We start from the raw sequence: 20,190 nt of genomic DNA on the forward strand, positions 1-20,190 counted from the left end.
ATTTTAAAGTAAACGATGTTATATCGTAAATTTGTTGAAATTTTTCTGATATGATAAAGAAGATATTCCTGGGTTTACTGATCGTTATTTTAGCAATTGCGGGGTATGTATGGTATAAATTTGCCACTAATAAAGGCGGGGGATTTGAAGGAGAACAAGCCAAAAAGCTGGAAATAAAATCTGCTACACCGGCATTTGACTCGTCGATAAAAGCAATGCTGGCGTCTTACTTCAGCATGAAAGAAGCATTTGTGGAAGCTGATACTGCTACAGTTAAATCGGCCTGCAGCGCAATGGTAAAAGTAATTGAAGCCATTAAGCTGGACGAATTGAAAAAAGATACTACAGCACCGGTAAGTACAGTTGAAGGATTGATAAGTGATGTGAAATCGAATGCAGTGAGTTTGCTTTCACAATCTGTACTTAAGGAAATGCGTTTGGATTTTAACCAGGTGAACCAGCAGATGTATTCGCTGCTAAAGGCCATCAATTATAAAGGCGAAAAAATATACTGGCAAAATTGCCCGATGGCATTTGACGGAAATAAAGAAGCTTACTGGCTGGATACCAAAACCGGCGACGCAAGAACGAATCCTTACCTGGGTAAAAATGATCCCACACATGGCAGCGAAATGCTGCATTGCGGAGAAGATAAAGATTCTATCATTGCTAAGTAAAATTGTTCTGCTTCCATTGATATTATGAAATGAGCCCAAAGCAAAAGCTGACTAACAGAAATGACTATTGCCGGCGAATTCCATGTGACGAAAAGACCATAGATATATACACATGAAAACAAAGTTTTTAACGCTTCTTGTACTCTTAATTCCTTTATGTATTACGGCACAGGAAAAAGCGTCGCCTGCAATACCCAGGTACACTATCAGTGGTTATGTACGGGATTCATTAAATGGAGAAACGCTGATTGGTGCCAGCATTGCAGTACAGGGAATAACAAAAGGCATCAGCAGTAACCAGTATGGATTTTATTCTATCACGTTAGAAGCCGGGGAGTATTTTTTTATCTGCTCCTATATTGGGTATCAGCCTAAAATTATTGCTGTAAAACTGGATGGCGATAAACAATTAAATTTTAATGTGCTGCCCAGGATTGCCCTGTCGCAGGAAGTGGTTGTATCATCAAAAAAACGAGATGCAAATGTAAAGAATGCCCAGATGGGGAAATTTACTTTACCTATTGAACAGATCAAATCTATTCCTGCTTTTTTAGGCGAAGTAGATCTGCTGAAAACGATTCAGTTGTTGCCGGGTATACGCAACGCAGGCGAGGGTAGTGCCGGCTTATACGTACGTGGCGGTGGCCCCGATCAGAATTTAATTTTATTAGATGATGCACCGGTTTACAATACCGGGCATTTATTTGGTTTCTTCTCTATTTTTAATTCGGATGCTATAAAAAATGTTACGCTCATTAAAGGTGGAATGCCTGCACAATATGGCGGCCGCTTATCCAGCGTGCTGGATATTTCCATGAAGGAAGGTAACAACCAGAAATTCCAGGTAGAAGGTGGCCTGGGTTTAATTGCTTCACGTGTTTCTATTCAAGGCCCGATAAAAAAAGACAAGGCTTCGTTTATTGTATCTGCAAGAAGAACCTATATTGATGCTTTAACAAAACCATTCATTTCAAAAACAAGCCAGTTCTATGGTTCGGGTTATTATTTTTACGACCTGAATGCAAAAGTGAATTATCGCTTTTCCGAAAAAGACCGGTTATACCTGAGTGGCTATTTCGGCAGAGATGTTTTTGATTTTGTAAATGGCCGGCAAAGTTTAAACGTAAATATTCCCTGGGGAAATGCTACCGGTACCTTGCGCTGGAACCATGTGTTCAACAATAAACTTTTTGGTAATACCACAGCTGTGTACAACGATTATAATTTTGCATTTAAAGCTGCGCAAAATAATTTTGAAATAAAACTGGCTTCGGGTATCAGAGATGTTAGTTTAAAACAGGATTTTGACCTGTATCCTTTTACAGGGCACAAAATAAAATTCGGCGGCATTTTCACCTATCATAAATTCACTCCCTCTGTTGTTAGCGGCAAACAGGATTCGGTAGTGTTTAAACCCAATAACGCACAAACAAAATTTGCCAACGAGGCTGCGGCTTATATTCAGGATGACTGGGAAATAAGCGATAAAGTAAAAATCAATGCAGGCTTAAGATACAGCATGTTTCAACAGATCGGTGCTTATAAAATCTATAAAACAGACGATAATGGCAATCGTTTGGATAGTACTGTATATAAAGGCGGACAAGCTGTAAAAACCTACGGCGGCCTGGAGCCCCGGATCACAATTCGCTATGCATTAAATGATGAAACCTCTGTAAAAGCATCAGTAACAAGAAACCTGCAATACATCCATTTGGTAAGCAACGCCGGCACAACATTACCCACAGATATCTGGGTCCCCAGTACCTATAAAGTAAAACCACAGATCAGTTATTTGTACGCAGCCGGACTCTTTAAAAATTTTAAGGATAACATGTACGAAACTTCGGTTGAATTGTATTACAAACAAATGGAGAACCAGATTGAATATAAAGAAGGGTATACCCCGAATACATTAGAGGATACAGAGAATTTTTTTGTGTTTGGAAAAGGATGGAGCTATGGCAGTGAATTGTTTATTAATAAAACCAAAGGAAAGTTAACAGGATGGGTGGGTTATACCTTAAGCTGGACGTGGAGAAAATTTGCGGCTTTAAACTTTGGCGAAAAATATCCTGCCAAATACGACAGACGAAATGATCTGAGTATAGTAGCCATGTACGAGCTCAGCAAAAAATGGAAACTGTCTGCATCTTTTGTTTACGGAAGCGGTAATGCGGCTACTCTGCCACAACGTTTTTATATAGTGGGAGGCGTACTAACGCAGGAGTATAGCCGTATTAATGAATATCGTTTACCTGCCTATCATCGTCTCGATCTCTCTGCTATACTCACCCCAAAGAAAAATATACAACGCAAATGGAAAAGCGAATGGGTGTTCAGTATATATAACGCCTACAGCAGGCAAAATCCTTACTTTATTTATTTTGACCAAAGCGGCAGTGCTTATAATGGCAGCCTTACTATACAGGCCAAGCAGGTCTCTTTATTCCCGATCATTCCGGCCGTAACCTGGAACTTTAAATTTTAGGCAGGTGTCTGTACGGCTCCATGCCGTCAGATGCATAAAAAAAAGCATCCCAATGTAGGGATGCAGTTTACTGTGAGAGTTCGGATTAAGAACTATTTTAATTAACGTACAAACGTTTGGTAGGTTTCCACTTTAGCTCCCGGAAAAGCGGGGTCATTGGTTGATGTATTCATTACGGTGAATAAAACATCAGTAAGTGTCAACATTTTCCAGCGGTATATAGTTGATGGGGTAGTAGAAATTAAAGAGTCGGCACCTTTCCATTGGTAAGTTCCACTGTTAACAGCTGCGCTATTAAAGCAGTACATAAAACTGGCTCCGGCATCAAATTGAACAAAGTTTTTAGGAAGTGCCTTCTGGGGAATAATGGTGTCTTTGTAAAAAGACCCACTGTAATACAACTTCAGTTGTATCCTGTTGATTGACCAGGTGCCTATAACCTGTTCTTCTTTGGGTTTACTGGTACTGGTATCTTTTTTGGCGCATGAAGAGATAAAGCAGCTGCTTACAATACCCACAAAAAGTACGGACGTGGTAATGAGGTTTTTCATCACTAAACAATATTGGTTTAAGTACTAACGCCGCTATTGATATTTTATTGTGCAGGTTTGGGTTTATGTATAAAACGAATGGCGCCACTCTTCTCCAGGTCGGATGTAATACGTACCTCGTAACGATGAGTACCGTCAGTAACAACCATTAAGGCCGTATTTGGGGGAATCTCACCTAAATTTTCAGCATACATTACCAGCTCATTTACATCCCTGTTATCTTCAGTATTCAGGGTAAGGCTGATCGCTTTATCAGAAAGGCGCTTATGAGAAAGCAATAATTTTCCATTAAAAAAAAGTGAAATACTATCGCCGTCAATATCACCGTTATCGTACAGGTCTACTTTAAAAGTTTCATTATCCAGTTCAATGGTTTTAATGAAATTGCTGTTGCGTTTTTCAAAATTCGCATCCGGCCGCTGCCTGGTGATATCGGGGTCATTTTTCGCTACCGGATCGACAGGTGTTTTAATTTCTGGTTTTGCCGGCGGATTTGTTTTTACTACAGGCGGAGCCGGGGGCGTAACCGGAGGTTTGGCGATATTGTTTACCAGAGGAGGCGTTACCGGTTTATTTTTATCAGCAAAGTTGGTAGCCGGTTTGGTGCCGGGTTTCTTCTCCGGTTTAATATTTCTTGCGGTGGCATTATTAAAAAGCGGGGTTTCTTTTTTCAACACCCTTCTCGACAAAACCGTAGTGCCATAACCGCAATCACCTTCCTGGTTGGGTGCCGGCGACCAGCTTCCTTCCAGTGTTTGCACATCATCCTTTTTAAAATAAGTGAGCTTATGTACCTGGAAACAATTACGGATGTGATTGGGTACATTGGTCTTGGTACGCTCTACCTCCGTTACTTCAATATACTTTTCTCTTTTATTTATTTTACCCTTCAGCCTGCAAATGGTGTAAAATCTTTTGCCACCATCATTAAAATAGGTATAGGAATAACCGGTAACATCGTTACCATTTGTCTCCAGTTCCAGCACATAATCACAACGTTCGCCACCCCAGCCTAAAAATGTAGAGCTGTTATCTGTAAATTGCCCTTTCCATTGGCCTTTAAACTCCTGTGCAAATGCAAAAGAAACAGAAAATATTGCTGCTAAAAATAAGGGTATAAATTTTTTCATTTTCACTTATAACTTTTTAATTAAACTAATACTTCCATAACCACAGTCATTAATTTTTGAACCCCAGTCACCTTTTAATACCAGCTGTTTTTTTCTTTTATAATAGGATAGCTTCATCAACTGGAAACAAGTGACTGAGTCTTCGCCGGAATAAGGTTTTACTGCTTGTGTTTCTTCTAAATACAAAATATTTTTTTCTGAAAATCCTCCGGTTAAAATACATATTGCCGAATCCTTGTTCTTTTTGTCGTCTGTATAGGTCACACTAAATGCCTTAAATGTGCTGTCATTTATTTTACTAAAATAGAGTTTTATAATCGTATTTCCACCTCCGTAATAAGCATAACGCTCATTGGTAAAAGACCCCTTCCATTCTCCAACCAGATCCTGCGAAAATATTTTTCCTGCAAACAATAAAAAAACAAACAACACCAATATTCTCCTCATTATTTACAAAGATATTTTAGATTAATTTTTCCTTAGCTAATAGTTCGTTAAATTTGCAGCCTGCATTGCTTTAAGGCAGGCATATAAAGATATGATAAAGATTACATTACCGGATGGGGCTGTCAGGGAATATGAACAGGGTTCATCAGCTTTGGATGTGGCTAAATCCATCAGTGAAGGATTAGCAAGAAAAGTATTGGCTGCAAGTGTTAACGGAGAAGTGTGGGATGCCACACGCCCGATAAATAATGATGCTTCATTACAATTGCTCACGTGGGATGATAAAGATGCGAAATCAACTTTCTGGCACTCTTCCGCACATTTAATGGCGGAAGCAGTAGAAGATAAATTCCCCGGCGCAAAGTTTTGGGTAGGCCCGCCTATTGATAATGGTTTGCAGAAAGGGTTTTACTATGATATTGATTTAGGCGACCGCAAATTAACAGAGGAAGACCTGCTGGAACTGGAAAAGAAAATGGCGGAATTAGCAAAGCAAAATAATACCTACCTGCGCACTGAAAAATCAAAGGCAGAAGCCGTAGCGTATTTCACCGAAAAAGGAGATGAGTATAAGCTCGACCTGCTGCAGAACCTGCAGGATGGCAGCATTACTTTCTATACACAGGGCAGCTTTACAGATCTGTGCCGTGGGCCGCATATCCCTGCTACCGGTGCCATTAAAGCTATTAAGCTGATGAGCATTGCAGGGGCTTACTGGAAAGGGGATGAAAAGAACAAACAACTGACAAGGATATATGGCGTAACATTTCCTAACCAGAAAGAACTGGATGAGTACCTGGCTTTGCTGGAAGAAGCTAAAAAAAGAGATCATCGTAAGCTGGGTAAAGAGCTGAGCATTTTTACCATGGATGATGATGTGGGGCCAGGTCTGCCATTGTGGTTACCAAACGGAACCATCATTATTGAAGAGTTGGAAAAATTGGCTAAAGAAACTGAAACAGCAGCAGGTTACAAACGTGTGGTTACACCGCATATCGCTAAAGAAAGCATGTACTTAACCAGCGGGCATTTACCTTATTACGCAGATAGTATGTTTCCTCCCATGGAAATGGATGGGGAAAAATATTACCTCAAGGCTATGAACTGTCCGCATCATCACAAGATTTTTGATACCGATCAGAAGAGCTATAAGGACCTGCCTTATCGTATTGCAGAATACGGCACCTGCTACCGGTACGAACAAAGTGGTGAATTATTTGGTTTAATGAGGGTGCGTTGCCTGCACATGAATGATGCTCATATCTATTGTAACAGGGAACAGTTTGCGCAGGAATTCAAGGCAGTTAATGAAATGTATATCAAGTACTTCAAGATATTTGGTGTAGATAAATATGTAATGAGGCTTTCTTTGCACGACCCTGCTAAACTGGGCCAGAAATACGTAAATGAACCTGAGCTTTGGAAAGAAACCGAAGATATGGTACGCAAGGTTCTGATAGATACCAATACTCCTTTTGTGGAGGTACAGGACGAAGCGGCTTTTTACGGCCCCAAGATTGATGTGCAGATATGGAGTGCGATAGGCAAGGAATTTACATTGGCAACCAACCAGGTAGATTTTAATTCGGGACTGAAATTTAAATTGTCTTTTACCAATAAAGATAACCAGCCCGAAGTGCCATTGATCATTCACAGGGCCCCATTGGGAACTCATGAACGTTTCATTGGATTTTTACTGGAACATTTTGCAGGAAAATTCCCTACCTGGCTGGCTCCGTTGCAGGTTAAGATTTTGCCTATCAGCGATAAATTCATGGATTATGCAAATACTATTTTGCAAAAGCTAAAAAATGCTGATATTCGTGCAGAGATTGATGACCGCAACGAAAAAGTGGGTAAGAAAATAAGGGATACAGAGTTAGCAAGAGTACCTTATATGCTGGTGATCGGTGAAAAGGAAATGAATGAAGGCAAAGCATCAATCAGAAGACAAGGTAAAGGAGATTTAGGTGCAAAAGACCTGGATGAATTTATCACAGAAATTTCGGCAGAAATAAAAGAGCGTTCTATGTAGTACATCGAAATTATTATTTCGTTCTTCTAAAAAGCGAATTAATAATTTCACCAAACAAACGAAATAATAATTTCGTTATACAAACAAACAACATTGTAAATTAAAAACTGTAAATGGCATTTCCTCCACGGCCGCCCAGGGGAGCGTTTAATCCCCGCTTTAAAAAAGAACAACAACAGGAACACAGAACCAATCACATGATTAAAGTACCGGAGGTACGTTTGGTTGGGGATAATGTTGAACCTGGTATTTATCCTACGGCAGAAGCTGTAAAAATTGCAAGAGAACAGGTATTGGATCTTGTTGAAATTTCACCAGGTGCTAATCCGCCGGTTTGTAAGATCATCGACTACAATAAATTTTTGTACGAAGAGAAGAAGAAGAAAAAAGAGATGAAAGCAAAATCCAAAACCAGTGAGGTTAAGGAAATTCGCTTTACGCCTAATACCGATGATCATGATTTTGAGTTCAAGGTAAAACACGCCGAAAAGTTTTTATCTGATGGTAATAAAGTAAAAGCACACGTACAATTTAAAGGCCGTGCCATCATGTTTAAAGAACGTGGTGAGTTATTACTGTTGAAATTTGCAGATAGCTTAAAGGATGTTGGCGCATTGGAAGGCTTGCCAAAAATGGAAGGCAAAAGGATGCTGGTAATGTTTGCCCCAAAAGCGCAAAAGAAAAAATCAGGATCAGAATTGGGTAAGTTGCACAAAGAAGATAAGACGGCCCCTGCACCAGCTGCAGAAACACCGGCACCGGATAATGCAGGCTAGTATCGGTCAATTAACTTAATTTCTATGCTAATAAAATAACGCAGTACAGGGAAGCTCCGGCTTCCCTGTTTTATTTTTAATTATGGGTTTACCACTCATGTTGTTACTTAAAAGGTTTTGGAAATCCCAAACCTGAAATCATAAATCTGAAATCGAAAAGTGGATATTAGTTTAAACAAATACATCAGTGAAACCGGTTTCTGCAGCCGCAGGGAAGCCGATAAATATATTGAGCAATGCCGGGTAACTATTAATGGAAAAGAAGCACACAAGGGCAACCGTGTAGGCGAAAAAGATGTGGTGCTTGTTGACGGAGAACCGATCAGGAAAAAAAACAGCACCGGGAAAAACAATACCGGACCTGTTTATATTGTATTGAATAAACCCAAAGGTATTACCTGCACTACCGATTTAAAGGATAAAACGAATATTATTGAGTACATCAATTTTAAAAGCCGCATTTTCCCGATAGGTCGTTTGGATAAGAGGAGTGAAGGGTTGATTTTTTTAACCAATGACGGCGATATTGTAAATAAAATTTTACGTGCCGGCAATAAGCATGAGAAGGAATATATTGTTACAGTTGATAAACCCATCACGGTTGATTTTATCAATAAAATGCGGAATGGCGTAAAGATATTAGGCACGGTAACACAAAAATGTTTTGTAAAGCAGGAAGGGCCTAACCGGTTTAAAATCATTCTTACCCAGGGATTGAACAGGCAGATACGCCGTATGTGTGAAGCATTAGGCTATAACGTAGAAGCCCTTGTACGCATAAGGATCATGAACATTACTTTAGCTGGTTTGCAAACCGGTAAATGGCGTTATTTTACGCCTGCTGAAATTACTGTTATCAATAGCATGGTAGCCAACAGCAGCAAAACTGCCGATGGCCATGAAGGGATGGATGAATAGTATATTGAAATTTCATTTCGATACACTGGTACTTAGTGATCGTAGCTTACCACTCTTGATATTTTCCATTGCCCGTTTTTTTTCTGCCAGATCATTACAAATTTAAAAGTGCCGGTTTCTTCTTTCCCGTTTTCAATATGCTTAAACTGGTGTACACCAATTTCTATTGCACCGTAGTTTTTTATGGGATGTACTTCCAGGCTGCCACCTACCAATTGCCGGGTTAATTTAGAGGGTCTGTTAAAATTGTTCCTGAAGTTTTTAAATACCGTGTTGTAAGGTACTAAGCCATCATTATCCTGGAACCATTCCAGGTCTTTTGTAAACAGTGCTTTAAAGGGTTCAAACTGCTGAGTATTGAAGTACCCAAATATCACACTATCCATATGCGCAATTTCGTTATACAATTCCTGCGGCGTTTGCGCTACTTTCTTTTCCTGCGCATTAGCAGCAATGTTTAGCAACAGTGTAATTGATAACACGGCAAAAAGTTTTGTTGTATTTTTTTTTATTATCATGGCGGTATTATTTTTATGAGTTACTTTTTATTTCCATCCGCATCTCTACCAAAAGTTTAGCGAATCCCGTTTTCTCATAAGCCTTTATTGCAGCTACATTATCGTGATAAACTTCCAGTCTTAATTCAGTTATATTTTTTGATGCCGACCATGAAGCCAGCGCATCAATGATCAGTTTATTTACACCTTTGCCCCTGTATTCGGGTACTACGTACATAAAGCCAAGGTAGCCATATTGCCTGTATCTCAAAAATGGTTTTGCATTTTCAATACGGGCATAACCGCTGCCGATAACGGTATCATTTAATGTTGCAACAAGTAACTGTATATGATCAGCAGTTATCATATTCTCAATATCATAATAGCAGATGGGATCGTTTTTTAAGGTAATATCGAAGGGGCGTTCAGCGGCAATTACACCCTGTTCAAAAAGGAGTAAAGTGTCTATGTCATCCGCTGTTGCTTTCCGTACAATTATTGGTTCCATTGTTTTTCTTTATTGCAATCAAAAAATAAAAGTAAGATTTTAAGCAGTAAAAAAAGCGCTGCATTATACAAGTGGTAAATGGCGTAAACAAAATTTTAACAAACAAAAAGATAGAATTATTAAACCTGCGGCATAGTGTAAAGTCTATTATTACAAAGAAAGCAACTAAAAAAAATTATTAAACCGATAAAAAAATTAATTATGAAAAAGTACTTTACTATCGAGCTTACCAAAGGTGAAACCATTGCATTGATTGCAATAATGATATGGATCGTAGCTTCACTTTTTGTACCCTTACCCGAAGTGAATTCATTAGGTATGTAAAAATAATTGAACCAGCATATTTGTTACAGGGCGTTAGCGATAGCGTCCTGTTTTTTATTTTGCAGGCAGCTTAATCGTATTTAATTTTTATAGTACTATATTTCTTTCCATTTAAATTACCCCTGCTTTCGGTCTCTGTAATTTTATATTCTTTATCAAACTTAATTGTTATCGGACTGAGCGAATTATGGTAAATTTCGGCTTCCGATAATATTACCTGGCGTTGGTCATCTAAATAATCTGTAAAAGAGAGTTCCGGCTTTTGGGTGTTTGTTTTACTGTTCTTCCTGATACTTTTTCTTATGTGTTCAGTTGGCATACACAGGTCAGAAAATAAGCACTCGAAGATAGTTGCATTCTTACTTTCAGAACAATCAGTACTTATACCTTTCAATTTCTTATTTAAAAATAAAGTATCAAGCTTTATATAGTTTTTGTTATCTAAAATGCCGATGATCTTCTTCACTATCTCAATTTCTTTTTTATCCGCCAGGGGTATTCTGCCATACTGATTAAATTTCTTTTTTCTATCAGTAAATTCATAGGTCGTTTCAAGGTAATACACTGGTAAAAACCAATTTGTCCATAACCTGCAAAGATGTACTTCTTTACCTGTGTTTAAATAGTCTTCAAAATCCCAGTCGAAAAGTTTTTTATTTTTAGTATCCACTTTAATATCCGTATTTAAACAGAAGGTCCATATATCTGAGATGTCACCTACTTCAGATTTTTTTGTGTTATTGTTTCTGATTTTACCGGAAGAAAATGTTTGGCCCTTAAAAGGTATTTTTAGTTTTTGGGTGAACGTTTTCTGCAGTTCATTGGTAGGTAAGGGTGCTTTTAGGAAATTATTGATCTTTTGTATCAGCTTCTTTCTATCTGCTTTAAAATGGTCATTTATAAATTTGACAATTTCAGCCTCTGTTATTTTAAATTGCATTTGATAATATTGTAAATATGAAATTACAAAACATATTGTTAAGTATTTGATTATCAATTAATAAAATATTTTTTTTAGCCTGGCAATCAAGTAAAGGCATTCCCGGAATAATATGCTTACACAGAAATTTGTAGAAATTAAATCCTGTTATATATTGGTCAGTATATTACAAAAACTTCCTTCACCAGTTAATATTTAACAATTTATCCCTATCTTTGCCGCCCGAAAAAGAAAAGTTCTCTTTTTTAAACATTTCCCACAAGGTTCAAAAAGTTTCCTGTACGTACAGGAGCACCAGCAGGGAGTAACTCAAAAATAAGTTATATAATGCCAAAGGTTAAAACCAACAGCAGCGCTAAAAAGCGCTTTAAAGTTACCGGTTCCGGTAAAATCACTTTCCAGAAAGCTTTCAAACGTCACATTCTTACAAAAAAATCTACCAAACGCAAACGTAATATGCGTATGGACGGTGTGGTTGCAGATGCCAACATGCACTTTGTAAAAAGATTATTGGGAATGAAATAAGCCCCTCAAAGGAAAGAAACAACTATTAACTTTAAAAAAATTAGAATATGCCACGTTCAGTAAATGCAGTAGCCAGCAGGGCACGCCGCAAAAGAATATTAAAAGCTGCCAAAGGTTTTTACGGTAAGCGTAAAAACGTATACACAGTTGCCAAAAACGTTTTAGAAAAAGGACAAACCTACGCCTATGTAGGCCGTAAACTTAAGAAAAGAGAATACCGCGGTTTATGGATTGCACGTATTAATGCAGCCGTAAGAGCAGAAGGAATTACTTATAGCGAGTTCATCCATAAGTTAGCCGCTAAAAATATTGATTTAAACCGTAAAGTTCTGGCTGACCTTGCTATGAACGAACCGGAAACATTCAAAAAATTAGTTGATTCAGTAAAATAATTACTGGCGCAATAATGTAGTAAACCGTCCCCAACTTGTTGGGGACGGTTTTTTTATGGATAAATATTTTTCAATCAATTACATTTGTAAAAAATTTCACTCACCCAATTAAGCAGTTCAGTAAATGGATAATACGTACAACGACCTCGTACATCAAACCTTTAACTTTCCCCAGGAAGATTTTAAAGTAAAAAATGAGTATTTACAATACAACGATCTTGATATAAAAGCACTGATAGATAAATATGGTACGCCACTGAAATTGACCTACCTGCCAAAAATTGGTAAGCAGATCAACAAGGCGAAAACCATGTTTGCCAATGCATTTAAACGGCACAAGTACGAGGGAAAATATAATTATTGTTACTGTACTAAAAGCTCTCATTTTTCTTTTATTGTAGAAGAGGCGTTGAAGAATGATATTCATCTGGAAACTTCTTATGCCTATGATATCGACATCATAAAAAAATTATACGCCAAAAAGAAGATCAATAAAGATACTTTCATCATCTGCAATGGTTTTAAGCAAAAGCCCTATACCAGCCGTATTGCAGGTTTATTAAACAGTGGATTTAAAAATGTAATTCCTGTACTGGATAATGTAGAAGAATTACGGGCTTATATAAAATCAGTAAAAGTTCCTTTTAACCTGGGTATACGTGTAGCCGCAGATGAAGAACCGAATTTTCCTTTTTACACTTCCCGTTTGGGCATCAGGGCAAAAGATATTTTAGAATTTTATGTAGATAAGATTGAAGGCAACGAACACCGCTTTCAGTTAAAAATGCTGCATATCTTTTTAAACAAGGGTATTAAAGATGATATTTATTACTGGAGTGAATTGAATAAAGTGATCAATCTCTATTGCCAGTTAAAAAAGATCTGCCCTGAGCTGGATTCGATAAATATCGGTGGCGGTTTTCCTATTAAGCACTCACTGGGCTTTGAGTATGATTACCAGTTCATGATCAACGAAATTGTACGAAATATTAAAGTGGCATGTAAGAAGAGTAAAGTACCGATGCCTAATATTTTTACTGAATTTGGCAGCTATACAGTGGGTGAGAGCATGGCACATATTTACAGCGTGATCGGGCAAAAGAACCAGAACGATAAGGAAACCTGGTACATGATCGATTCTTCTTTTATTACCACCTTGCCTGATACCTGGGGCATAGGAGAAAAGTTTTTAATGCTGCCCATCAATAAATGGGATAATGAGTATCATCGTGTGGTGCTGGGTGGCATTACCTGCGACAGCCACGATTACTACGATAGTGAAGAGCATATTAATGAAGTATTTCTGCCAAAAGTGGGTGAGGGCGAACCTCTGTATGTTGGCTTCTTTCACACCGGTGCCTACCAGGACCAGATAAGCGGATACGGAGGTATTAAACATTGCCTTATTCCATCGCCAAAGCATATTATTGTGGGACACGATAAAAACGGGAAACTGGTAGATTGGGTATACGCCAAGGAACAAACGGCGCAAAGTATGCTGAAGATACTGGGGTATTAAAAAAAATAAGCCCACAAGACTATTTCCTGCAGGTGGGCTATTTTACAGAAGCGGTTTTTTTGTCCGCTTACTTATTTAACGTAGGGTTGGGGAAATTATTATGTGTCATTCATGGGCATAATCAGTTTCCGTATGCCGCTTGTGGTGTTTTTTTGTATTTCTTTTGGCTATTCTTTTATCCGGCTTTGCCCCTGATTCATATTTGGCATCCAGGTAATACCGGCCATCACAAAATTTCCAGTAGCGGTAGCCATATTCATTGTCGTAAAACATTTCTCCGTCTTTATTGCTTTTGGCCAACTCATCTGCAATAGTAATTACGGGTGGAGGGGTATAATTATCATCAGCCGCTTTTACGTTTTCAAATTTATCCTGTCTTTCAACATTGTTTTCAGGATAATCTTTTTTATTACAGGCCGAAAAAATCACCATAGTAAATAGTAACGGTAACCATTGGTGTATTTTGTATTTTTTCATGAAACTTGGTTATACATTTACATAGCAATTATTTTACCAAAAAAGAATAAATGAATTTTTTATGAAACAGTTTTTACTTTTTTTAACTTTTATTATACTGTCTGTTGCCTCAAAAGCCCAGTCGGCAGAGGATTCTGTAAAAACAGTGATCAGTAAATTATTTGAGGGTATGAAGAACAGTGATACCACATTATTAAAAACGGCTTTTGCAGATAATGCTATTTTACAAACTGTTGGCAGAGACAAGGATGGCGGAGTAAGAATAGAGAATGATAATGTAAGTGGCTTTGCAATGGCTGTAAGTAAACTGCCAAAGGGAGATGCTGATGAAAGAATTGTGTATGATGTAATAAAAATTGATGGCCCGTTAGCAATTGTATGGGCTCCCTATAAATTTTATTACAAGGGAGTTTTCAGTCATTGTGGTATCGATTCCTTTCAATTAGTGAAAATAAATGGGGAGTGGAAAGTTCAGTACCTTATTGATACCAGGAAAAAGAAGGGCTGCGAATAGAAAAGGGATTATGTATGGTTGTATTTTACGAGCCTGCTGAAACCGGGAGTTGTGTATCATATGGGTAATCATTTACCTCATTTGACACAATAATAGTTTTGCTGATACGTTATTAGCAAAATCCTGATAAAATGAAAACAAATGTACCCCTTTTTAAAGGCGCAGTATGCCTTTTAGTCTTGCTAAACTCCTGTACATCAAGTAAAAACTCCATCGACCAGCACAAAGCCGAAATGGAAAGTGCCAAAGAAGAAAGCACCTGTTTTGTACAGATGAAAGACGGCAGTGTAAAAAATTATACCAGTTTAAAACTTGTTACCGGAGTTTTTAAAACGCCTCATCTTGTTGCTGACGGGGGCGTAATAATTACAGCTAACGACATTAAAGCCTACCAGAGTAAGGAACACTATGCCATTTCTCAGAAGGAATTCAGTGCTGCAAAGCCAAGCTATGTAGCTGTAGAAGCGCTACCTGGTTTTGCTGTTAGAGTAGCTAAGGGAAAGCTAAATGTATTCGCTCTGAAATATTATAATGGCCATAACACCACCGAAAAATTTTACCTGCAATCAGGCGATGATGGCCAGATAGCAGCTTATACACCTGAACTGATGAAAGCATTAATAAGGGATAACAACGAAGCTTTTAATTTTTTTACCAATAAAAAGAAAGCAGCTGTATTTCCCAAGAACCTGTTAGCTACGGCAGATATTTATAATAATCAGCGGTACGTTTCTAAAAACTAATTTGTAAAAGCCGGTTTTATACCGGCTTTTTTATTTGCGCCTGTACAGGATAAAACCAAATAAATAGGTAATTTGCCTGTATGAATAAACTTGTTATCATTGCCGGCCTGTTACTGTTATTTTCCTGCAACAGTAATAAAAATCCGCACATACAAATAAGCACTAATTATGGCAATATTGAAGCCGAGCTTTTTGCGGATAAAGCACCCGGTACAGTAGCTGCATTTTTATCTTATGTTGATGCAGGTTTGTATAAAAAAAGCTCTTTTTACAGGGTTTTATTAGAAGAATCGATGGCATCAAATAACAATACCGGCCTTATTCAGGGTGGCATATGGCAAAGCGATAACAAAAAAGCCGTTAGTATACCCGGTATTCCTCATGAATCGCCCCGCCAAACCGGTATATCGCATACTTCAGGCACACTTTCGCTGGCAAGAAATGTGGCAGGATCTGCCAACACCGAATTTTTTATTTGTATCGGAGATCATCCGGATTTCGACAGCAGTACAACAGCCAATCCGGATGGGTTGGGCTTTGCGGCTTTCGGGAGGGTTGTAAGTGGCATGACGATAGTGAGAGAAATACAAAGCCAGCCTGCCAATGGCCAGTCATTTGCCCGCCCCGTAACAATATTGAATATTGAAAGGCTTTAAGTGCAATAAAAAAGGGTTCTGCATTGCAAAACCCATGATAAGTTAATAGCAAGTTCAGGTTTAGTATGCTACAAGTGCAACTAAAGCTAAAAATCCATAAAATGCGGCAATAATTCCAATAGCAGCAAATGTATCTGCCACAACAGGAGCGTAAATCTTTTTCATTTCTTACGGTTTTAATGATTAAAAAATAGGCCTAAAAACCTGGTTTTCAGCAGATACGGAATACGGAATAAAGTTGAAAAGATTTTACTATTGAGGGAGGTGGTTGATAACAGGCATTGAATCGTTGGTACAAAAGTATAACTATATTCCGGTTTAGCAAATTTTTTTGCCGTTTTTTTATAGCCAAAGCCTTTGCTGTACTAAGTTTTATTGATTTTTGTAGAATTTTATCAAACTACAAACTATTTAAAATAACTATCCGCAAAGGGTATAATTTTGCAGCTTAACCAGCAATTATCAAATAATAATGCAAGGCATAAAAGAGTTTATCGAATCAGGCGTTCTGGAATTATATGTGTTGGGCAATGCCAGTACAGCAGAAGCAAAAGAAATTGAGCGTATGGCTGTGATGCATCCTGAAATTGCCGCTGAAATTGAAAGCATAGAGAAAGCACTGCTGGATTACGCTGTTTCTGATGCCATTGTACCGGAAGTAACTGTAAAACCTTTTTTATTAGCAGCCATTGATTATAGTGAAAGGATCAAAAACGGAGAAGCTGTATGTTTTCCCCCGGTAATAAATGAAAATTCCACAATTGCCGAATTTGATGAATGGCTGAGCCGGGGTGATTTGCAGGCACCTGCAGTTTTACCTGATTTACATGCCCGGATTATCGGGTATACGCCAACGATAACTACTGCCATTGTATGGATAAAACAAATGGCGCCGCAGGAAATTCATCATGATGAGTTTGAAAAATTTCTTGTGGTTGAAGGAGCTTGTGATATTGTTATTGGCGACGAAGTACATTCGCTTACCACAGGGGATACACTAAGTATCCCGTTGTATAAATCGCATGTAGTAAAAGTAACTTCTGCTATTCCCTGCAAGGTAATCCTGCAGAGAATAGCAGCGTAATTATATGCCCAGGCTCCAGCCTTCCCTGTAACTTCTTTTTACAAATTGATTGGCTTCTTCAAAATTGGTGATCTTCATATTATCACCATCCCACAATAATTTTATGCCACGGCCGGGGTAATCAAATTTGCCGGGTTCGGCAGCTCTTTCTTTTCTTACATCGTAGCTTCTGATAGCAAGATTACCCATTAAAACTGTTTCGGTTAACGGTCCTGCAATACTGAATGGAGAACTCAGGTTCTTTGCCTCTTTACTATTGTAGCCGGCCATACATGCTTCCACCCATTGTTTATAGTGGCCACCTGCGCCGCCTGGTACCCTGGCAATGGTTACGGGAGTATTTACTTCTTTATTGCGGGAAAGCGGCAGCAGCCTTGCATTAGCGCCATAAGTATCACACATCATTTTCCCTTTTGTGCCCACAAAGATCACACCGTTGCCACCATCACCCATTATTTCGTTGGCCCCTAATTCATCGGGGCGTTCGGGCTGTATACCGCCATCCATCCAATGTAAAATGGTATGTTCCCTGCTTTTCCTGTTTTCGAATTTTAAAGTAACATGTGATGCAGCCGGTGCACTTTCGGGAAAATAACCACGCCTGAACGGACCGGTGTAATAAGAACTAACGCTGCAGGTAGCTTCGGTAGGGTAGCCAAGCCCCAATACCCGGAATGGCGCTTCAATTAAATGACAGCCCATATCGCCCAATGCGCCGGTACCGTAATCCCACCAGCCACGCCAGTTAAACGGAGCTATATTTTCTACGTAATCTTTCTTTGGGGCAGTGCCTAACCAAAGGTTCCAATCTAATTCATCGGGAACCGGAGACGGTTTGCCCGGCCAAGCAATGCCTTGCGGCCACACCGGCCTGTCTGTCCATACATATACATCGTGTACATGCCCTATAACGTCGGCATTGTACCATTCCATCAATTGCCTTACGCCATCACCGGATGAGCCCTGGTTACCCATTTGTGTAACCACTTTATATTTTAATGCCGCCTGGGTAAGCATCCTGGCTTCATAAATATCATGGGTAAGCGGTTTTTGTACATACACATGCTTACCCAGTTGCATGGCAGCCATGGCTTGTATAGCGTGATTATGATCAGGAGTGGAAACAGAAACCGCATCAAAATTTTTACTTTCTTTATCCAGCATCTCCCTGAAATCTTTATAATATTTTGCTTTAGGAAAACGGCCTCTGCTGGTGGCAGCCTGCCTGTCGTCAACATCACATAAAAAAGCAATATCGGCTTTGCCACTTTTAAAAAATTCATTCAGATCGCTTTCGCCTTTACCACCTGCACCAATACCTGCAACAATCAACCTGTCGCTGGGAGCGATGAATCCACGTCCCCCCAATACATGCCGGGGAATAATGTAAAAACCGGTTGCTAATGCGATACTGTTTTTAAGGAAGCTTCTGCGTGAATTGTTTTCTGCCGCAGCATTTTTTTTCTTTTTCATATTAACGAGCGTTTGAGTGAATACCTGTTTGAGAATTTAATTTAAATCAAAATTTCAGAAACAGCCCTGTATTTTTAAATATTTTTAAAATAACAGTAATTAAAAGAAAGAAGCTATAAGTTACTTACTTTTACAAAAAATATCTATATGAAACTTTTTGTTGCTGGCTTACCGTATGATCTGGATGATGCCGAACTGGAAGAAATATTTGAAAAATTTGGCAAGGTAGCATCTGCCAAAGTTGCTATTGATAAAGAAACCGGAAAAAGCCGCGGCTTTGGTTTTGTTGATATGCCTGACCGCACCGAAGCAAAGGATGCGATGGATAGTCTTAATGAAATATCACTGGGAAAAAAACCATTGGTAATTAAAGAAGCTGAAGAGCGTAGCGGACCTCCTTCAGGCAACCGCGGTGGCGGTGGTGGTTATAATGGTGGAGGCGGCGGCGGAGGTTACCGTGGCGGAGGAAACAGTGGTGGTAATGACAGGGGTAATTTTAACCGTGACAGAAACCGTTATTAAGGGCACCTGCCTGCTTAACTGTTCCCACAAATTTATTTAGTATTAACTAAGCTGGATACGGCACGGTATTGCTGCGTACAGCAAAAAAATAAAACTATGAGCGAAATAGCATTTACAAAAGGAGAAATACATACCGCAAAGGGTGTTTTAAAATTTGAATTATACGATGACGATGCCCCGATTGCCGTAGCTAATTTTAAAAAATTAATTACCGAAGGATTTTATAATGGACTGACCTTTCACAGGGTGATCCCTGATTTTATGATACAGGGTGGTTGCCCGGATGGCACTGGTGCCGGCGGCCCGGGCTATACGATAAAATGTGAAACCAAAGGTGTAAAACAAATTCACGACAGGGGAGTGATGTCGATGGCACACCGGGGACTGAATACCGGGGGCTCACAATTCTTTATTTGCCATAACCGCAGCAATACCAAACATCTTGATGGTGTGCATACCTGTTTTGGAAAAATAATCGAAGGCGTGGATGTAATTGATGATATAAGAGGCGGTGATGTAATGGAAAAGGTAATATTACTCTGATCATCTTTCAGAGAATAACAAAATAAAACAGGCCGGTTTAAATAACCGGCCTTGTTCATTAACAATCACTAACTATAAAAAAACACTATTATAAATTAATCAGGCTGTTACTGCCACCAAATTCGTTAGGTACTTCGCTATCTGCTTCAGGTTCGTTAACCCAGGTAGTTTCGTTAACCCTGTATTTAAACTGGTGCTGAGAGTTTTTGGGTAAAGAAACATCGCAGGTAAAGCTGCCATCTTTCTTCTTACTCATTATAACTGAATTTTTCCAATCGCTGTTTAAGCCAAGTACTTCTACTGTTTCGGCATTTTCAGCAGTAAACACAAATTTTACCTTGCAGTAATCCTTGGTTTTAAAATACGTTTTCTGGATCATTTGTTTTCTTTTTAGTTAAAAATATTTGATTGTATGCGCCAATAGTGACGCTTACAAAAAGAATAAAAT

24 protein-coding genes are annotated in these 20,190 nt (G+C 38.7%); 15 read left to right on the forward strand and 9 right to left on the reverse strand.

The annotated features are described in order from the left end of the window. Positions 1-50 precede the first annotated feature (50 nt). Positions 51-677 carry a DUF3347 domain-containing protein gene (locus tag ACYVM0_RS02800; protein ID WP_460552134.1) on the forward strand — a complete coding sequence of 209 codons (627 nt, stop codon included), beginning with the start codon at positions 51-53 and terminating at the stop codon, positions 675-677. 112 nt (positions 678-789) lie between these two features. Next, positions 790-3,168: a TonB-dependent receptor gene (locus ACYVM0_RS02805; protein ID WP_460552136.1), complete on the forward strand. Its 2,379-nt coding sequence runs from the start codon at positions 790-792 to the stop codon at positions 3,166-3,168. Between the two features lie 101 nt (positions 3,169-3,269). On the opposite strand, the gene ACYVM0_RS02810 is transcribed toward ACYVM0_RS02805, so the two are convergent. The 3 genes from ACYVM0_RS02810 to ACYVM0_RS02820 are packed head-to-tail and all read right to left on the reverse strand — an operon-like array spanning position 3,270 to position 5,296. Further along, the gene (locus tag ACYVM0_RS02810) at positions 3,270-3,719 is read right to left on the reverse strand and encodes a hypothetical protein (RefSeq protein ID WP_460552139.1); all 450 of its coding nucleotides are present in this window, start codon (positions 3,717-3,719) and stop codon (positions 3,270-3,272) included. Between the two features lie 44 nt (positions 3,720-3,763). Further along, a complete protein-coding gene (locus tag ACYVM0_RS02815) occupies positions 3,764-4,849 on the reverse strand; it encodes a hypothetical protein (RefSeq protein WP_460552143.1) in 1,086 nt (361 codons plus the stop codon). A 6-nt stretch (positions 4,850-4,855) separates the two neighbouring features. Continuing rightward, positions 4,856-5,296 carry a hypothetical protein gene (locus tag ACYVM0_RS02820; protein WP_460552146.1) on the reverse strand — a complete coding sequence of 147 codons (441 nt, stop codon included), beginning with the start codon at positions 5,294-5,296 and terminating at the stop codon, positions 4,856-4,858. A gap of 91 nt (positions 5,297-5,387) precedes the next feature. Here ACYVM0_RS02820 and thrS point away from each other — a divergent pair, with 91 nt between their 5' ends. The 3 genes from thrS (at position 5,388) to rluF (ending at position 9,025) form a co-directional block, all read left to right on the forward strand. Next, positions 5,388-7,331, forward strand: coding sequence for a threonine--tRNA ligase (thrS, locus tag ACYVM0_RS02825; RefSeq protein WP_460552148.1), 1,944 nt, complete (start codon positions 5,388-5,390; stop codon positions 7,329-7,331). 113 nt (positions 7,332-7,444) lie between these two features. Then, complete coding sequence (gene infC / locus ACYVM0_RS02830; RefSeq protein WP_460552151.1) at positions 7,445-8,107, forward strand: translation initiation factor IF-3; 663 nt, start codon at positions 7,445-7,447, stop codon at positions 8,105-8,107. 159 nt (positions 8,108-8,266) lie between these two features. Next, the gene (gene rluF / locus ACYVM0_RS02835; RefSeq protein ID WP_460552154.1) at positions 8,267-9,025 is read left to right on the forward strand and encodes a pseudouridine synthase; all 759 of its coding nucleotides are present in this window, start codon (positions 8,267-8,269) and stop codon (positions 9,023-9,025) included. Between the two features lie 32 nt (positions 9,026-9,057). On the opposite strand, the gene ACYVM0_RS02840 is transcribed toward rluF, so the two are convergent. Further along, a complete protein-coding gene (locus tag ACYVM0_RS02840) occupies positions 9,058-9,543 on the reverse strand; it encodes a nuclear transport factor 2 family protein (protein WP_460552156.1) in 486 nt (161 codons plus the stop codon). A 13-nt stretch (positions 9,544-9,556) separates the two neighbouring features. Beyond that, positions 9,557-10,030 (reverse strand): GNAT family N-acetyltransferase, encoded by a 474-nt coding sequence (locus ACYVM0_RS02845; RefSeq protein ID WP_460552159.1) that lies wholly within the window; start codon positions 10,028-10,030, stop codon positions 9,557-9,559. Positions 10,031-10,231: 201 nt separating this feature from the next. Here ACYVM0_RS02845 and ACYVM0_RS02850 point away from each other — a divergent pair, with 201 nt between their 5' ends. Further along, entirely contained in the window at positions 10,232-10,354 is a 123-nt protein-coding gene (locus ACYVM0_RS02850) for a hypothetical protein (protein ID WP_460552162.1), read from the forward strand. Between the two features lie 70 nt (positions 10,355-10,424). Here the strand turns inward: ACYVM0_RS02850 and ACYVM0_RS02855 are convergent, their stop codons facing one another. Next, entirely contained in the window at positions 10,425-11,294 is an 870-nt protein-coding gene (locus ACYVM0_RS02855) for a hypothetical protein (protein WP_460552165.1), read from the reverse strand. Between the two features lie 327 nt (positions 11,295-11,621). Here ACYVM0_RS02855 and rpmI point away from each other — a divergent pair, with 327 nt between their 5' ends. The 3 genes from rpmI (at position 11,622) to ACYVM0_RS02870 (ending at position 13,730) form a co-directional block, all read left to right on the forward strand. After that, positions 11,622-11,819 carry a 50S ribosomal protein L35 gene (gene rpmI, locus ACYVM0_RS02860; RefSeq protein WP_430988942.1) on the forward strand — a complete coding sequence of 66 codons (198 nt, stop codon included), beginning with the start codon at positions 11,622-11,624 and terminating at the stop codon, positions 11,817-11,819. A gap of 47 nt (positions 11,820-11,866) precedes the next feature. Further along, positions 11,867-12,211: a 50S ribosomal protein L20 gene (rplT, locus tag ACYVM0_RS02865; protein ID WP_430988941.1), complete on the forward strand. Its 345-nt coding sequence runs from the start codon at positions 11,867-11,869 to the stop codon at positions 12,209-12,211. Positions 12,212-12,335: 124 nt separating this feature from the next. After that, a complete protein-coding gene (locus ACYVM0_RS02870) occupies positions 12,336-13,730 on the forward strand; it encodes a type III PLP-dependent enzyme domain-containing protein (RefSeq protein WP_460552169.1) in 1,395 nt (464 codons plus the stop codon). A gap of 105 nt (positions 13,731-13,835) precedes the next feature. Here the strand turns inward: ACYVM0_RS02870 and ACYVM0_RS02875 are convergent, their stop codons facing one another. Further along, positions 13,836-14,207 carry a hypothetical protein gene (locus tag ACYVM0_RS02875; protein WP_460552172.1) on the reverse strand — a complete coding sequence of 124 codons (372 nt, stop codon included), beginning with the start codon at positions 14,205-14,207 and terminating at the stop codon, positions 13,836-13,838. Between the two features lie 61 nt (positions 14,208-14,268). On the opposite strand from ACYVM0_RS02875, the gene ACYVM0_RS02880 reads away from it, so the two are divergent. The 4 genes from ACYVM0_RS02880 (at position 14,269) to ACYVM0_RS02895 (ending at position 17,204) form a co-directional block, all read left to right on the forward strand. Further along, positions 14,269-14,721: a nuclear transport factor 2 family protein gene (locus ACYVM0_RS02880; RefSeq protein WP_460552175.1), complete on the forward strand. Its 453-nt coding sequence runs from the start codon at positions 14,269-14,271 to the stop codon at positions 14,719-14,721. A 131-nt stretch (positions 14,722-14,852) separates the two neighbouring features. After that, entirely contained in the window at positions 14,853-15,464 is a 612-nt protein-coding gene (locus ACYVM0_RS02885) for a hypothetical protein (protein WP_460552177.1), read from the forward strand. Positions 15,465-15,544: 80 nt separating this feature from the next. Then, positions 15,545-16,120, forward strand: a complete 576-nt coding sequence (locus ACYVM0_RS02890) for a peptidylprolyl isomerase (protein ID WP_460552180.1) — start codon at positions 15,545-15,547, stop codon at positions 16,118-16,120. Positions 16,121-16,592: 472 nt separating this feature from the next. After that, positions 16,593-17,204 carry a cupin domain-containing protein gene (locus tag ACYVM0_RS02895; RefSeq protein ID WP_460552183.1) on the forward strand — a complete coding sequence of 204 codons (612 nt, stop codon included), beginning with the start codon at positions 16,593-16,595 and terminating at the stop codon, positions 17,202-17,204. On the opposite strand, the gene ACYVM0_RS02900 is transcribed toward ACYVM0_RS02895, so the two are convergent. Next, positions 17,205-18,677 carry a Gfo/Idh/MocA family protein gene (locus ACYVM0_RS02900; protein WP_460552186.1) on the reverse strand — a complete coding sequence of 491 codons (1,473 nt, stop codon included), beginning with the start codon at positions 18,675-18,677 and terminating at the stop codon, positions 17,205-17,207. It abuts the gene before it with no gap. A gap of 147 nt (positions 18,678-18,824) precedes the next feature. On the opposite strand from ACYVM0_RS02900, the gene ACYVM0_RS02905 reads away from it, so the two are divergent. Both ACYVM0_RS02905 and ACYVM0_RS02910 read left to right on the forward strand, forming a co-directional pair. Next, positions 18,825-19,199, forward strand: a complete 375-nt coding sequence (locus ACYVM0_RS02905; RefSeq protein WP_460552189.1) for an RNA recognition motif domain-containing protein — start codon at positions 18,825-18,827, stop codon at positions 19,197-19,199. Positions 19,200-19,295: 96 nt separating this feature from the next. Next, positions 19,296-19,742, forward strand: a complete 447-nt coding sequence (locus ACYVM0_RS02910) for a peptidylprolyl isomerase (RefSeq protein WP_460552192.1) — start codon at positions 19,296-19,298, stop codon at positions 19,740-19,742. An 88-nt stretch (positions 19,743-19,830) separates the two neighbouring features. Here the strand turns inward: ACYVM0_RS02910 and ACYVM0_RS02915 are convergent, their stop codons facing one another. Continuing rightward, positions 19,831-20,121 (reverse strand): isoamylase early set domain-containing protein, encoded by a 291-nt coding sequence (locus tag ACYVM0_RS02915; protein ID WP_430988927.1) that lies wholly within the window; start codon positions 20,119-20,121, stop codon positions 19,831-19,833. Positions 20,122-20,190: the final 69 nt, after the last annotated feature.

Source organism: Ferruginibacter profundus (assembly GCF_054783275.1).

Coding starts and splice junctions, on each gene's coding strand:
- ACYVM0_RS02885 (WP_460552177.1), top strand. CDS start 14,853: ATGAAAACAAATGTACCCCTTTTTAAAGGCGCAGTATGCCTTTTAGTC.
- ACYVM0_RS02815 (WP_460552143.1), bottom strand. CDS start 4,849: ATGAAAAAATTTATACCCTTATTTTTAGCAGCAATATTTTCTGTTTCT.
- ACYVM0_RS02915 (WP_430988927.1), bottom strand. CDS start 20,121: ATGATCCAGAAAACGTATTTTAAAACCAAGGATTACTGCAAGGTAAAA.
- ACYVM0_RS02805 (WP_460552136.1), top strand. CDS start 790: ATGAAAACAAAGTTTTTAACGCTTCTTGTACTCTTAATTCCTTTATGT.
- ACYVM0_RS02905 (WP_460552189.1), top strand. CDS start 18,825: ATGAAACTTTTTGTTGCTGGCTTACCGTATGATCTGGATGATGCCGAA.
- ACYVM0_RS02900 (WP_460552186.1), bottom strand. CDS start 18,677: ATGAAAAAGAAAAAAAATGCTGCGGCAGAAAACAATTCACGCAGAAGC.
- ACYVM0_RS02880 (WP_460552175.1), top strand. CDS start 14,269: ATGAAACAGTTTTTACTTTTTTTAACTTTTATTATACTGTCTGTTGCC.
- infC (WP_460552151.1), top strand. CDS start 7,445: ATGGCATTTCCTCCACGGCCGCCCAGGGGAGCGTTTAATCCCCGCTTT.
- ACYVM0_RS02820 (WP_460552146.1), bottom strand. CDS start 5,296: ATGAGGAGAATATTGGTGTTGTTTGTTTTTTTATTGTTTGCAGGAAAA.
- rpmI (WP_430988942.1), top strand. CDS start 11,622: ATGCCAAAGGTTAAAACCAACAGCAGCGCTAAAAAGCGCTTTAAAGTT.
- ACYVM0_RS02845 (WP_460552159.1), bottom strand. CDS start 10,030: ATGGAACCAATAATTGTACGGAAAGCAACAGCGGATGACATAGACACT.
- ACYVM0_RS02810 (WP_460552139.1), bottom strand. CDS start 3,719: ATGAAAAACCTCATTACCACGTCCGTACTTTTTGTGGGTATTGTAAGC.
- ACYVM0_RS02875 (WP_460552172.1), bottom strand. CDS start 14,207: ATGAAAAAATACAAAATACACCAATGGTTACCGTTACTATTTACTATG.
- ACYVM0_RS02870 (WP_460552169.1), top strand. CDS start 12,336: ATGGATAATACGTACAACGACCTCGTACATCAAACCTTTAACTTTCCC.
- ACYVM0_RS02800 (WP_460552134.1), top strand. CDS start 51: ATGATAAAGAAGATATTCCTGGGTTTACTGATCGTTATTTTAGCAATT.
- ACYVM0_RS02850 (WP_460552162.1), top strand. CDS start 10,232: ATGAAAAAGTACTTTACTATCGAGCTTACCAAAGGTGAAACCATTGCA.
- thrS (WP_460552148.1), top strand. CDS start 5,388: ATGATAAAGATTACATTACCGGATGGGGCTGTCAGGGAATATGAACAG.
- ACYVM0_RS02855 (WP_460552165.1), bottom strand. CDS start 11,294: ATGCAATTTAAAATAACAGAGGCTGAAATTGTCAAATTTATAAATGAC.
- ACYVM0_RS02890 (WP_460552180.1), top strand. CDS start 15,545: ATGAATAAACTTGTTATCATTGCCGGCCTGTTACTGTTATTTTCCTGC.
- ACYVM0_RS02840 (WP_460552156.1), bottom strand. CDS start 9,543: ATGATAATAAAAAAAAATACAACAAAACTTTTTGCCGTGTTATCAATT.
- ACYVM0_RS02895 (WP_460552183.1), top strand. CDS start 16,593: ATGCAAGGCATAAAAGAGTTTATCGAATCAGGCGTTCTGGAATTATAT.
- ACYVM0_RS02910 (WP_460552192.1), top strand. CDS start 19,296: ATGAGCGAAATAGCATTTACAAAAGGAGAAATACATACCGCAAAGGGT.
- rplT (WP_430988941.1), top strand. CDS start 11,867: ATGCCACGTTCAGTAAATGCAGTAGCCAGCAGGGCACGCCGCAAAAGA.